This window comes from Thermosynechococcus vestitus BP-1 (assembly GCF_000011345.1).
Classification (GTDB): domain Bacteria; phylum Cyanobacteriota; class Cyanobacteriia; order Thermosynechococcales; family Thermosynechococcaceae; genus Thermosynechococcus; species Thermosynechococcus vestitus.
This window is the reverse complement of record NC_004113.1, coordinates 1,131,855-1,143,605: the sequence shown is the minus strand read 5'-3', so window position 1 is coordinate 1,143,605 and position 11,751 is coordinate 1,131,855. Positions and strand designations below refer to the sequence as shown.

Here is an 11,751-nt window from a genome sequence, read left to right as displayed (position 1 = left end):
TCTTCGTAAAGGAAGGCACAGTGTTACGGACGCTGAGGGAATGGAAAAGCTGCACTACCAAAACCCCATGAAGAATCACTTTGGAGCCCTAGTTATTTTGCGGCATCTGTTGGAGGAGCGCCGTTAGAGGTGCTTAAGGAATACATTAGAAATCAAAAAAAGCCGTCCTAAAAGGACGGGGCTTGTATCCCATTTCATTGGTCAGGGCAGTGCCAATCAACGGCGTCTTGGCCTACGGGAGCATCTTCCCGCCGGTGCTGTGGTGATGGCCAATTTTGAAAAGCGTCCCCTCCAAAGTCTGGCAACCTATCGGGCCCTGCTCAGTCACGAACGGGTGGCGATCGCCCAACCTTCAGCCTTGTCGCATACTTTAGCCTGGCTCCTTGACCATCGCGATTGCACTGCTACCTTAGAGGAACTGGCCGCCATGATTGAGAAAACCACACCAGCACAGATGAGTGGTCGTCAAATTGAAATTGCTTTGACTAACTGCCAAAGGGCCAATATTCTCGTGCCAGCTCCCCACAGCGGCGATCGCTATTTTGTGGCTGCGAACATCACAACCCTGCGCGAAGGCTATGCAGCATTGACAGAGTGGTTACACCAGACCCTGCAGGGGGTTTTTGAACGGGTGGAGACGGATCCGAAACCAGAACTGTTGCGGGCACTCATTGAGCCCTCTGTTTCAGTGCCCAAGTAGATCGCCATGGATTTTCCTTGGTTGGTGTGGCTAGAGACCTGTGAGAGCACAAATACATGGGCATTGCACCATGCCGATCAGCTCTATAGCGGCCAAGTCATCTATACTCAGGCACAAACACGGGGGCGAGGCCAGTACAACCGCCCTTGGCAATCCCCGCAGGGAGTGTTGACGGCCTCCTTTATTTTGCCCTATTCGCCAGCGATCGTTGCTCCCAGTATCCAAGCAGGGATAGCGGTGATGCGTGCGTTGAGTGGGCTGCGGCCAGCGCTGGATCGCCATCTGCAATTGAAGTGGCCCAATGATGTGATGGCTCAGGGGAAGAAACTGGCGGGAATTCTCTGTGAACGCTGTTCCCCTTGGTTAGTGGTGGGGGTGGGGCTTAACCGCTGTGTAGATGTTGAGGCAATGGGCCTTCCCCAAGCCATGAGTCTTCATCAGCTGCTTGATCCCTGGGAAGCCGTACCCACCGACTTGGAACTCTTGGCAACCATTCGTGCTGAACTGCTTTGGTGTTGGCAACGGTCACAGTGGGTGGGGGTCGCTGCGCAGCGAGACTTTCTGCGGGGGCGATCGCTCACGCTTGTTCAGGGAGAACAGAGGTGGCAGGGCATCGGTCTGGGAATTAGCGATCGCGGGACATTGCAGGTGCGCCTAACCAACGGCGAAGTGCGGGAATTTAGCAGTGGCCATGTGATCTACAGCCCCTAGAATTGATTGCGGAAGTGGGCAGCCCGTCTGCGAAAATTGTCCTTGGTACTACAACCATCTGAGGTGCGCATGAAGGGTTGGCAGGTCTGTTGGCAACGGGCGATCGCCTTAGTTCTCAGCATCATTCTCCTCTGGTCAATGGGAGACATCGCAGCGGCAAAATCCAGTGGCTCGCTGGCAGAGGTGGCGGCTCCTGTGGCCATTGAGGATATGAAAAATTGGTTTGATCGCTATGAACCCCAGCTGAAAATTCTCACCCCCGAAGTCAACCAAACGCTCCAAAGTCGCAACGTCACCGTCAAGCTCAGTGTCCAAGGGCTACGCCTGTTTCAGGATCAGCACACAGGCTTGGGTCCCCATGTGGAGGTGGTGCTTGATGATCTGCCCAGCCGCAGTGTCTATGACCTGAGCACACCCATTGAATTTACTCACCTTGAGCCAGGAACGCATCTTCTCCGTGCTTTTGTCGTGTACCCCTGGGGTGAAAGTCTGAAAAATCCCCTTGCCTATGCTCAAACCGTGTTTCATCTCTACACCGCAGATGAGGACACTCGCGCTGCCCGTCTTCCCCTGCTCACCTACAATCAGCCCAGCGGTACCTATGGCACTGAACCGGTGCTCCTCGACTTTTATCTCAGCAACCTACCCTTGGATCAGCTATTCAACAATGAGAAGGTATGGCAGGTGCGCTGCACGATCAATGGTCAATCTTTCACTGTTGATCGCTGGCAGGCCTACTATCTCACTGGACTGCAGCCGGGGGATAACTGGGTGCGGCTCGAACTCCTGGATGGCAATGGTCAGCGGATTCCCTCTCCCTACAATCCCATTACCCGCCTCGTCACCTATCAACCCAATGGCAAGGATGTTCTCTCGCGCCTGCTACGGGGAGAACTGGCGGCGAAAAATCTCCAAAGTAGCCTCAGTCCAGATTTGCCCAGCAACCTCCCCCCTGAACCCACCCCAGAACCCACGCCTGTTGTTGAGGCACCCCCTACTCCCGTTGCTCAGGACTCCCCACCCACACTCCCCCTAGAGGCAGTAGAGGAAGTCCCACCCACCCCTGAGCCCCCAGAAGAAACCCCTGCTGAGCTAACCCCAGAACCAACAGTTAGGGTTGAACCAGAAAAAGAGACACCAGTACCGCAAAAACCCTTCTGGCAGCGTCTGAATCCCTTCAAAAAAGCAGACACTCCAGCTCGTTCCGTTCTCCTTAGCCCGCGCGTCCCTGCTCAACCTGCTCCTTCTGTGGCTGAACCCACCCCAGCTGCTCCTGCATCTGAGGTCACTGAAGAGGCAACTGCTCCCACGGCAAAGGATTTGCCACAATTAGAGGAGTCGACAACCCCGCAGGAGTAAACCCATGCAAGAAACCTCCTTGGCCACTGTTCGCCTTCAACCTTCATTTGCCGTCCCTCTCGGTGTGCTGTTGTTGAGTGGGCCCCTGTGGTGGCTGCGTTGGTGGTTGGGGTTGCCCCTTTCACTCTTTGCCCTATTTTTGGCCGTACAGGCGGCAACGCTACGCTTGGAGTTTACGGCAACCGCTCTCGATATCTACCGGGGTAGCCAACAAATTCGGCACTTTCCCTATCCGCAATGGCAGCACTGGGAGGTCTTTTGGCCGGCCTTTCCTGTTCTCTTGTATTTTCGGGAGGTCAAGAATATCCACTTTCTGCCGATTCTGTTCGACGCCAAAACTTTAGTACAATGCCTCCAAGAACGCTGCCCACGCACAGCCTTTATTTCCACGGTTCGCAATGACGGATGACCCTACAGTGACTGATGCCTCTGACCCCACCTCAGAGGACCTAGTGACTCTGAAAGCCCAGCGCGATGCCCTCAAAGCTGAAATTCAAGCCCTCGATGCGCAGTTTCATCGTCTGGTCCACGATCGCCTCAAGTCCCTTGAAGAGCGACAGCAAAGTCTGCAACTGACCATTGAACAACTGGAGCGGCGCAAGGAACGCATTGAACAGGAGCTACGCCGTAATTTTGTGGGTGCCTCCCAAGAGCTCGCGATTCGGGTGCAGGGGTTTAAGGAGTTTCTAGTGAAGAGCATGCAGGAGTTGGCCGCCACCGTTGAGGAAATGGAATTGCTGCCTCCGGCACCCGCTGTAGCGGAAACTGCCCCTAGCCCAGCAGAAACGGCCGCCACACCCCCTAAGTTAATTCTTGATGAGGGATTTCAAGAGGAAGCGGATCGCATCCGCCGTTTGCTAGAGCAATATCGGAGTAGTCCCAACTACTATGGCCCCCCTTGGCAGTTGCGACGCACGTTTGAGCAAGTTCACGCTGAGCGGGTTGAAAGTTGGTTCTTTGATCTTGGGGGACGGGGTGCTCTGCGATCGCTCCCAAGTCGGTTGCAAAATATCCTTGTTGCCTCGGCAATCATCTCGATCCTACGGGACTTCTATGGGGAGATGTTGCGGGTTTTGGTTTTGGCTGATTCCCCTGAGCGCTTGGGAGACTGGCGACGTGGCCTTCAGGACTGCTTGGGAATCACTCGCCAAGATTTTGGCCCCGATCAAGGGGTTGCCCTATTTGAATCCGCCGATGCCCTCGCCTTTCGCGCTGATCGCCTCGAGCAGGAGGACTACATCCCCCTGATTCTCATTGATGATTCCCAACCCCAAGTCAGCCTTTCGCTGCTGCAATATCCCTTGCTCTTGGGTTTTGCCCCTGAACCCCAGTTGCGTCCTAGCCGTAGTTCTGATTTCTTTGAGTAGTTTCATTCCCCTTGGGAGGCTCCCGTGACCACTGCAGTGATCCTTGGACTGCTGGCGCTCATTAGCTACCTGCTGGGCTCAATTCCCACAGGCTACCTCCTGGCAAAAGCGCTGCGGGGTATTGATATTCGTGAGCATGGCTCTGGCTCAACGGGGGCAACCAATGTACTGCGGGTGGTGGGCAAAGGCCCCGGGTTGGTAACGTTTTTAGTCGATGTCGGCAAGGGCCTAGGAGCAATTCTTGTGGCGCGTTGGGTCTTGGGGCAAGCTTGGAGTCCCGTGCCCGCTGGTTGGTTTGAATTTGTACTGCTGGCGATCGCCTTCATTGCCGTTCTGGCTCACAGTAAGCCGATTTGGTTAGGCTGGCGCGGCGGCAAATCCGTTGCCACTGGCTTAGGGGTGCTCCTTGCCCTGAATGCCCCCACGGCATTGGCCACCTTTGGGGTGTTTCTGGTGGTCTTAGCAGTCAGCCGCATTGTCTCCCTGAGTTCAATGACTGCTGCGATAGCCTTGCCCTTTTGGTTTTGGTTCTTTACGCAGTCGTGGCCGTTTGTGGGCTTTAGCGTGATTGCAGGGGCTTTTGTGATTTGGCGACACCAGAGTAATATCCAACGCCTCCTGGCGGGGACGGAGCCGCGGTTGGGAGCCTCGCAGGGATAGACCGCTTAGAAGGTTACTTCTGAGCAGGCTGGGAGTTGCTGAATGCCCCTGTATTTTAGAAAACGGTTGTATTTGTACCTTTGCAAGGCCTCTGAGGTTGGTACCATGAGTGGATATTCGTTGTGGTGGGGAGATTTGTGATGGAAACACTGCGGGGCCGTGATTTGCTGAGCATCGCCGACCTCTCACGGGCAGAGGCGGAGTATCTGCTAGATTTAGCCGCTCAGATGAAAATCGGCAAGGTGGCTCCCCAGTGTCCTAAGGTCTTGGGGCTGCTGTTTCAGAAGGCCTCCACCCGTACCCGTGTCAGCTTTACGGTGGCAATGTACCAACTGGGCGGCCAAGTCATTGACCTGAATCCCCAATCCACCCAGGTGGGGCGCGGTGAACCGTTGACCGATACAGCACGGGTATTGGATCGCTATTTGGATGCGGTGGCAATTCGCACCTATGGTCAGGCAGAGCTGCAACTGTTTGCCGACTATGCACGGATACCGGTGATTAATGCCCTCACCGATCGCGAGCATCCCTGTCAGATTTTGGCGGATCTGCTGACGCTGCGGGAATCCTTTGGCACATTGGCGGGACTGACCCTCTGCTACATTGGCGATGGCAATAATGTGGCCCATTCACTGCTACTGGGCTGTGCCCTCTTGGGGGTGAATATTCGTGTGGCTTCACCACCCCAGTTTGCGCCTTTGGCCGATATTGTGGCGCAAGCTAAGGCACTGAGTGGTGGTAAGAGTGAAGTGGCTGTTCTCACGGATCCACAGGCAGCGGCGAAGGGTGCCCACGCCCTTTACACCGATGTTTGGGCAAGTATGGGGCAGGAGGCGGAAGCCGGCGATCGCCAACCCATTTTTCAGCCCTACCAAATTAATGATCACCTCCTAGCCCTTGCGGATCCGCGGGCGATCGTTCTCCATTGCCTGCCGGCTCACCGCGATGAGGAAATTACCGCCAGTGTGCTTGAAGGACCCCAGTCTCGTGTTTGGGAGCAGGCGGAAAATCGCCTCCATGTCCAGAAGGCTCTGCTTGCCAGTCTCTTGGTCTAGGGGAATGATCGACCACCGTTGGCAGAAATTCAGCCTCTCGGATTGGTTATTGTGGGTGGGAGGGGCCATTTGTGGAACTTTTCTGCTACTGGCGGTTCTTGCGCCCCTTGGCCAAGCCCTCGGTTGGATTGCCAACCCCCAAGAATTTCTTGACTTTCCGATTCATGCCCCCCCCTCACCACAGCACTGGTTCGGCACCAATCGCCTTGGCTACGATGTGTTTGCGCGCACCATCTTTGGTGCCCAAGCCGCTTTGCAGGTGGTCTTTGTGGCAACGCTTTTGAGCTTGCTGGTGGGGCTACCCCTCGGACTGCTCAGTGGTTACCAAGGGGGCTGGCTAGATCGCGGGCTACTCTTTTTTATGGATACGCTCTACACGTTACCGGGGCTCTTACTGGCGGCAACGGTGGCCTTTGTGGTTGGCAAGGGGGTGCTCAATGGGGCGATCGCCCTCAGTGTTGCCTACATTCCCCAGTACTATCGGGTGGTGCGCAACCACACGGTGAGCCTAAAAAACGAAGTCTTTATCGAAGCCGCCCGCGCCCTCGGGGCCTCTACCCCCCGAATTCTGCACCGGTATCTTTTGGTGAACGTGCTTCCCAGTCTGCCGGTCCTCTTTACCCTCAATGCCGCCGATGCCATCCTGACCTTGGCAGGACTGGGGTTCTTGGGCTTAGGGTTGCCGCCCCAGGTGCCAGAATGGGGGCAAGATCTACGACAGGCCTTGGATGGGTTGTCGGTGGGTGTGTGGTGGACAACACTCTTTCCGGGGCTGGCCATGACACTGCTTGTAGTGGGTCTCTCGCTCCTTGGGGAGGGGTTAGGGGAACGTCTTGATCCGCGACAGTTGAGTTAGCCAACAGGGCCTCATCATGCCTAATCATGTCTTGGTGACCGGTCCGACCCGCAGCGGCAAGAGTGAATGGGCAGAAGCCTTGGCTGCCCAAAGCAAACAACCGGTGATTTATATTGCGACGGCGATCGCCTCCCCAGAGGATATGGAATGGTTACAGCGGATTCAACAGCACCGTGCCCGCCGCCCCGCTGCCTGGGAATTGCGGGACTGTCCCCTTGAACTGGCGGCCCTAGTGCGTGACCTGCCGCCTAATCATTGCGCGCTTGTGGACTCCTTGGGAACCTGGGTAGCCAACTGCCTAGATCAATCCCAAGATCAATGGCAAGCAACCGTTGCCGAATTGCTGGCGAGTGTGCAAGCCTGTGCCGCTCAACTCATTTTGGTTGCCGAAGAGGTGGGCTGGGGAGTCGTTCCTGCCTCTGTCAGTGGTCGCTGTTTTCGCGATCGCCTCGGTGCTCTGTGTCAGCAATTGAGTCCCCTGATGACGGAAGTGTATCTTGTAACCGCTGGCTTTGCGCTGCCCCTCCACCAATGGGGGATCGGCCTCAAACCTCTGAGGGATCAATTGGACGCCCAAGGATAAGCCTCATGGGGATTCCCCAGGGGCAATCGGGGCAAGGGCAGCCACAATAGCATCGCTAACGCGGCGCACCGAATAGATCTCTAGGCCAGCGATCCCACAGGCTTGGCTTTCGGGAATAATGGCACGGCGAAATCCCAACTTCAGCGCCTCCCGCAGCCGTAATTCCAATTGAGAGACGGCTCGCACCTGTCCCCCTAGACCCACTTCGCCAATGATCACCGTTTGGGGTTGCACCCAGCGATCGCGAAAACTAGCCACAACAGCCACCGCCACCCCCAGATCCGCAGCGGGTTCCGCCACATTCAGCCCCCCCGAGGAGGCCACATAGGCATCTAGCTTTGAGAGGGGCACGCCTAGGCGTTTTTCCAGTACGGCTAAAATTTGCAGAAAGCGATTGTACTCAATGCCTGTGGCTGTGCGGCGAGGAGAGGGATAACTGGTGGGGCTCACTAAACTTTGCAACTCAACCACGAGGGGGCGGGTCCCTTCACAGGCAACAATGGTGGCTGTGCCGGGGGTTGGCTCGCGATCGCCCAAAAACAGAGCGGAGGGATTGGTGACTTCGGCTAAGCCCTGCGCCCCCATTTCAAAAACGCCGACTTCTTGACTGGCACCAAAGCGATTTTTGACCGCACGCACGAGGCGATGACGGGCAAAGCGATCGCCCTCAAAGTAGAGCACTGTATCCACGAGATGCTCCAGTACCTTCGGACCAGCGATCGCCCCCTCCTTTGTGACATGACCAACAATAAATAAACTAATCTGCTCCCGCTTCGCTAAGCGCATCAAGGCAGCGGCTCCCTCCCGCACCTGAGACACCGATCCCGGGGCAGCGGTGAGTTGGGGCAAATACACTGCTTGGATGCTATCAATAATTGCCAGATGGGGTTGTAGATGGGTGAGTTCCTGCAGGATGACCTCTAAATCTGTTTCTGCTAGGAGATAAAGGGAAGGGGGAGCAGAAAGGCCCAGTCGCTGCGATCGCAACTTCACCTGTTGCGCTGATTCCTCAGCACAGACGTAGAGCACCCGCTGCTGTTGCCCCAAGGTGGCTGCCATCTGTAGCAAAAGAGTAGACTTGCCAATCCCCGGTTCTCCCGCCACCAACACCAGAGAGCCAGCAACAATCCCTCCTCCCAAAACCCGATCCAACTCAGTAAATCCAGAGGCAGAACGGCTCTGGGTCTGTTCGCTAATCTCTCCTAAGGCTTTGGCACTCAGGGGCTGGAGAGTGGTCGATTTTCGGGGTACTGTCCATCGAGGGGCGGTCTCCACCGGGGTAAGCACCTGCTCATCAAGGGTATTCCACTGGCCACAACTGGGACAGCAACCAAAGTACTGTAGGTGCTGAGCACCACACTCGCGGCAAATGTACAGTACTTTAGGCTTGGGCATGCCTTGCCCTATTGCACACCCAACAGTTCAACATCAAAAATCAGCGTGGCATTGGGGGGAATGACCCCGCCCACCCCCCGGGCACCATAGCCTAGGTTCGGGGGAATAATCAGCCGCCGCTGACCACCGACGTGCATTGAGCCAACCCCTTCATCCCACCCTTTAATGACTTGACCGACACCAATTTGAAATTGGAAGGGCTGACCGCGATCGCGGGAGCTATCAAAAATACGGCCATCAGTGAGCATTCCTGTGTAGTGCACCGTGACGCGATCGCCCACCTGGGGCTGTGCCCCTGAGCCGACAACAATATCTTCGTATTGCAAACCCGAAGGGGTAGTCACCACCTTTGGATTCCCCATCAGTCCTGCAGCCTCCGTTGACGCCTCCAGTGGCACACTGGCGATCGCCATCGGAGCGGCCACCAACCATACCACTACTAGGACAATACCACAGAGGAGCCAGCCGCAGCCTCGATGCACCCATTGTTTTACCATGAACGATTTTTTAACTCCCTCAGGTCACGTTCTAGGCGATCAATGCGTCCCCGCAGTTCATCAATTTCTGACTGTTGTGGCACCCCCAAACCCTCTAAAAACTGGCGCGTTTGTCGTTGTACCGCTTCATCGAGGGAGGCGGCATCTTCTTTGAGGTGGGTCAGGACTTCATCCACCATTGCCTTGGCTTGATCGGCATTGAGGCGTCCCTCTTTCACCCATTGGTTGCTCACTTGACGTAACTTTTCGGCCACAAGGGAGGTGGTGCCGACACCAATTAAGAGCAATTGCTGAAGCAGATTTTGCTGATTCATGGGGGCACGTTCAAAACGCCTATCTTGTATTGTGCCACTGGTTCTTGGGCTTGCGGTAAGATGGAAAAAAAGTCAAATTATATAGATTTTGGATAGATTCGCATTGCCAGCGAGGTGGAGCATGATTGAAAAAATTGCCATGGGTCTGTGGGCATTTTCAGCAGTGGGCCTGATTGTATTGGTTTTGCTCCACAGCCCGAAAGGGGACGGCCTCGCTGGTATTGGCGGTCAAGCCCAGCTTTTTACCAGCACCAAAAGTGCAGAAACCACATTAAACCGTGCCACGTGGACATTGACAGTGTTGTTTATGGCCCTCACGGTTGCCCTCAGTGCTGGTTGGCTGCGCTCAATTTAGTGGAAGCGCGTGTCTTTCTGCTTTGCGATTCGTCCAGCGACCCCGGAGGATGTGCCCATCCTCTTCCAACTGATCCAAGCCCTTGCCGCCTATGAAAAGCTCAGTCATGCGGTAAGCGGTACAGAGGAAGCACTGCGAGAGCATTTATTTGGCGATCGCCCCCCTGCCGAGGTCCTCCTTGCCCATACCCCTACAGAAGTCATTGGCTACGCCCTCTTTTTTACCACCTACTCCACATTCCTGACGCGCCCCGGCCTTTGGCTAGAGGATTTGTTTGTCCTACCTGCCTATCGGCGCCAAGGGGTGGGCACTGCTCTACTGAAGGCAGTGGTACGGCTGGCCAGGGAGCGCGACTATGGCCGTATCGAGTGGAGCGTTTTGGACTGGAATACGCCTGCCCTTCAATTCTACGAGCGCCTGGGTGCCACTGTTCTACCTGAGTGGCGGATCTGCCGCCTGAGTGGTGATGTCCTTAAGTACTTCGGCAGTCCTGACGAGCCTGGGTGACCCGTCGCCCTAAATAGCGGCCAAGGGTGTAGGCCAACCATTCCAAATCTCTTGAGGTCACCCTAGGGGCGTTTTCGGTGAGTTCAATCTCTTGGCTACCGGCACGAATCACCAGTTTGCTCCACAGCTGTTGGCGATCGTCCTCCTGATGGCGGCACGTGCCGCGGGGCTGCAATTCAATCTCTTCAATCACTTCAAGGGGGAGAACTTTGGCATGACGCCAGCGGAAACCAAGGATGTGTTCATAGAAGCGCAAATCCTTAGGGCTCACCATCAGCACCTGCCATCCCAATAGCCTGTAGAGAATACCGCCAATGAGGCCTAAACCAACCGCAAGGTGACCCGTGGCAAAAACAGCCATCAGCCAAAAGCCAGAAGCAATCGCTAGGCTGTACCAGACCACCAAAAAACCATTCCAAGCCACTGCAAAGGGAATCAGGAAGAATAGACTGGCATTCAAGCCAACAGGGGGAATGTGTACCAGCAGTCCTTGGGGGCTTTCCCTCACCTGTAGGCGGGAACCGTAGGGGGGTGTTTTTGTGATGAGTGAAGCATCCTCGGCTGACCTGTCCAGTTGCTTTAGGGCGTGGCGAGCAGCGGTAGCGGAGTCAAATCGCTCCTCAAGAGCAGGGGCGACCATTTTTTCAAGCCAGCGGATAAAAGGGGGACTCAGGGACACTAAAGGTTGAAACTGAACCCGCAGTTCTTTTTGGGGCAGCTCATCGGGGGGCGTGGCGGTTGCCAAATAGATGAGTGTCATTCCCAAGGCGTAGAGATCACTAGCGGGTAGGGTTTTACCGCCAAATTGTTCCGGGGGCATATAGCCATAGGTGCCAACCACGGTTCGGGTGCTGCCGGCGATTGCCGTTTGTACTGCGCCAAAATCCACAAGATAGACCTTGCCAAGATCGTGACCAGAGCGATCGCCCAAGAGAATGTTTGTCGGCTTAATGTCGCGGTGAATGACTGGCGGTTGACGGCTATGGAGATAGATCAAAATATCCAGTAGCCGGTCAGCCAAAAGCCGCAAATCCCCTTCACTAAACACCCGTCCCTCTGCTTGCCATAGGGCGAGGGATTTTGCCTCAATGTAGGTTTGGACGAGGGCAAAACCCTTGAGATCAGGGGTATTGATTTCAAAATAGTCGAGATAGCGGGGAATAGCCGGGTGATCCAAGGTTTGCAGGACAGCCACCTCCCGTTCAAAAAGCTTAAAGTCGTCCCACGTTATGCCGCCACCAAAAAGCAGTAGCTTCAGCACCACCTGTTCATAGTGCCACCGATCCAACGCTAGATAGGTGCGCCGCCCCGGATGAGACCCCAGTTCACGCAGGAGTTCATAGCGATCGCCCAAAATTTGCCCCATCAGCTCCGTCACCTCTTTATTCCCCG

General features: G+C 55.6%; 15 protein-coding genes and 1 pseudogene. 12 read left to right on the top strand and 4 right to left on the bottom strand.

All coding sequences use genetic code 11. From position 1 onward, the window contains the following. Positions 1–42: 42 nt before the first annotated feature. The 10 genes and pseudogenes from TLL_RS05625 to cobU form a co-directional block, all read left to right on the top strand. Positions 43–171 (top strand): annotated as a pseudogene (locus TLL_RS05625) (transposase); the annotation flags it as partial. A gap of 94 nt (positions 172–265) precedes the next feature. Next, positions 266–700, top strand: a complete 435-nt coding sequence (locus TLL_RS05620) for a hypothetical protein (RefSeq protein WP_164920817.1) — start codon at positions 266–268, stop codon at positions 698–700. Positions 701–706: 6 nt separating this feature from the next. After that, positions 707–1,411, top strand: a complete 705-nt coding sequence (locus TLL_RS05615) for a biotin--[acetyl-CoA-carboxylase] ligase (protein ID WP_011056954.1) — start codon at positions 707–709, stop codon at positions 1,409–1,411. A gap of 69 nt (positions 1,412–1,480) precedes the next feature. Then, a complete protein-coding gene (locus tag TLL_RS05610; RefSeq protein WP_011056953.1) occupies positions 1,481–2,770 on the top strand; it encodes a hypothetical protein in 1,290 nt (429 codons plus the stop codon). A 4-nt stretch (positions 2,771–2,774) separates the two neighbouring features. Continuing rightward, entirely contained in the window at positions 2,775–3,179 is a 405-nt protein-coding gene (locus TLL_RS05605) for a DUF3119 family protein (protein WP_011056952.1), read from the top strand. Beyond that, positions 3,169–4,137 carry a DUF3086 domain-containing protein gene (locus TLL_RS05600; RefSeq protein ID WP_011056951.1) on the top strand — a complete coding sequence of 323 codons (969 nt, stop codon included), beginning with the start codon at positions 3,169–3,171 and terminating at the stop codon, positions 4,135–4,137. Before TLL_RS05605 ends, TLL_RS05600 begins: the two co-directional genes overlap by 11 nt. A 24-nt stretch (positions 4,138–4,161) precedes the next feature. Beyond that, on the top strand, positions 4,162–4,797 hold the full coding sequence (plsY, locus tag TLL_RS05595; protein WP_011056950.1) for a glycerol-3-phosphate 1-O-acyltransferase PlsY: 636 nt from the start codon (positions 4,162–4,164) through the stop codon (positions 4,795–4,797). 140 nt (positions 4,798–4,937) lie between these two features. Continuing rightward, positions 4,938–5,852, top strand: coding sequence for an ornithine carbamoyltransferase (argF, locus tag TLL_RS05590; protein ID WP_164920816.1), 915 nt, complete (start codon positions 4,938–4,940; stop codon positions 5,850–5,852). A gap of 4 nt (positions 5,853–5,856) precedes the next feature. Further along, a complete protein-coding gene (locus TLL_RS05585; protein WP_164920815.1) occupies positions 5,857–6,708 on the top strand; it encodes an ABC transporter permease in 852 nt (283 codons plus the stop codon). A gap of 16 nt (positions 6,709–6,724) precedes the next feature. Further along, the gene (gene cobU, locus TLL_RS05580; protein ID WP_011056947.1) at positions 6,725–7,291 is read left to right on the top strand and encodes a bifunctional adenosylcobinamide kinase/adenosylcobinamide-phosphate guanylyltransferase; all 567 of its coding nucleotides are present in this window, start codon (positions 6,725–6,727) and stop codon (positions 7,289–7,291) included. Between the two features lie 3 nt (positions 7,292–7,294). Here cobU and radA read toward each other — a convergent pair whose 3' ends face one another. The 3 genes from radA to TLL_RS05565 are packed head-to-tail and all read right to left on the bottom strand — an operon-like array spanning position 7,295 to position 9,497. Then, positions 7,295–8,686 (bottom strand): DNA repair protein RadA, encoded by a 1,392-nt coding sequence (gene radA, locus TLL_RS05575; protein WP_011056946.1) that lies wholly within the window; start codon positions 8,684–8,686, stop codon positions 7,295–7,297. An 8-nt stretch (positions 8,687–8,694) separates the two neighbouring features. Further along, a complete protein-coding gene (locus tag TLL_RS05570) occupies positions 8,695–9,183 on the bottom strand; it encodes an FKBP-type peptidyl-prolyl cis-trans isomerase (protein WP_011056945.1) in 489 nt (162 codons plus the stop codon). Next, entirely contained in the window at positions 9,177–9,497 is a 321-nt protein-coding gene (locus TLL_RS05565; protein WP_011056944.1) for a phasin family protein, read from the bottom strand. Before TLL_RS05565 ends, TLL_RS05570 begins: the two co-directional genes overlap by 7 nt. A gap of 121 nt (positions 9,498–9,618) precedes the next feature. On the opposite strand from TLL_RS05565, the gene secG reads away from it, so the two are divergent. Together secG and TLL_RS05555 are read left to right on the top strand one after the other, a co-directional pair. Then, positions 9,619–9,852, top strand: a complete 234-nt coding sequence (secG, locus tag TLL_RS05560) for a preprotein translocase subunit SecG (RefSeq protein WP_011056943.1) — start codon at positions 9,619–9,621, stop codon at positions 9,850–9,852. Between the two features lie 9 nt (positions 9,853–9,861). Further along, complete coding sequence (locus tag TLL_RS05555) at positions 9,862–10,359, top strand: GNAT family N-acetyltransferase (protein WP_011056942.1); 498 nt, start codon at positions 9,862–9,864, stop codon at positions 10,357–10,359. On the opposite strand, the gene TLL_RS05550 is transcribed toward TLL_RS05555, so the two are convergent. Continuing rightward, positions 10,325–11,737, bottom strand: coding sequence for a serine/threonine protein kinase (locus tag TLL_RS05550; protein ID WP_011056941.1), 1,413 nt, complete (start codon positions 11,735–11,737; stop codon positions 10,325–10,327). The two genes, TLL_RS05555 and TLL_RS05550, sit on opposite strands and share 35 nt — an antisense overlap. Positions 11,738–11,751 lie beyond the last annotated feature (14 nt).

Bases quoted from the DNA above. Each gene is read 5' to 3' on its own strand.
- TLL_RS05605 (WP_011056952.1), top strand. From the start codon at position 2,775: ATGCAAGAAACCTCCTTGGCCACTGTTCGCCTTCAACCTTCATTTGCC.
- TLL_RS05570 (WP_011056945.1), bottom strand. From the start codon at position 9,183: ATGGTAAAACAATGGGTGCATCGAGGCTGCGGCTGGCTCCTCTGTGGT.
- TLL_RS05565 (WP_011056944.1), bottom strand. From the start codon at position 9,497: ATGAATCAGCAAAATCTGCTTCAGCAATTGCTCTTAATTGGTGTCGGC.
- cobU (WP_011056947.1), top strand. From the start codon at position 6,725: ATGCCTAATCATGTCTTGGTGACCGGTCCGACCCGCAGCGGCAAGAGT.
- argF (WP_164920816.1), top strand. From the start codon at position 4,938: ATGGAAACACTGCGGGGCCGTGATTTGCTGAGCATCGCCGACCTCTCA.
- radA (WP_011056946.1), bottom strand. From the start codon at position 8,686: ATGCCCAAGCCTAAAGTACTGTACATTTGCCGCGAGTGTGGTGCTCAG.
- TLL_RS05585 (WP_164920815.1), top strand. From the start codon at position 5,857: ATGATCGACCACCGTTGGCAGAAATTCAGCCTCTCGGATTGGTTATTG.
- secG (WP_011056943.1), top strand. From the start codon at position 9,619: ATGATTGAAAAAATTGCCATGGGTCTGTGGGCATTTTCAGCAGTGGGC.
- TLL_RS05620 (WP_164920817.1), top strand. From the start codon at position 266: ATGGCCAATTTTGAAAAGCGTCCCCTCCAAAGTCTGGCAACCTATCGG.
- TLL_RS05615 (WP_011056954.1), top strand. From the start codon at position 707: ATGGATTTTCCTTGGTTGGTGTGGCTAGAGACCTGTGAGAGCACAAAT.
- TLL_RS05610 (WP_011056953.1), top strand. From the start codon at position 1,481: ATGAAGGGTTGGCAGGTCTGTTGGCAACGGGCGATCGCCTTAGTTCTC.
- TLL_RS05600 (WP_011056951.1), top strand. From the start codon at position 3,169: ATGACGGATGACCCTACAGTGACTGATGCCTCTGACCCCACCTCAGAG.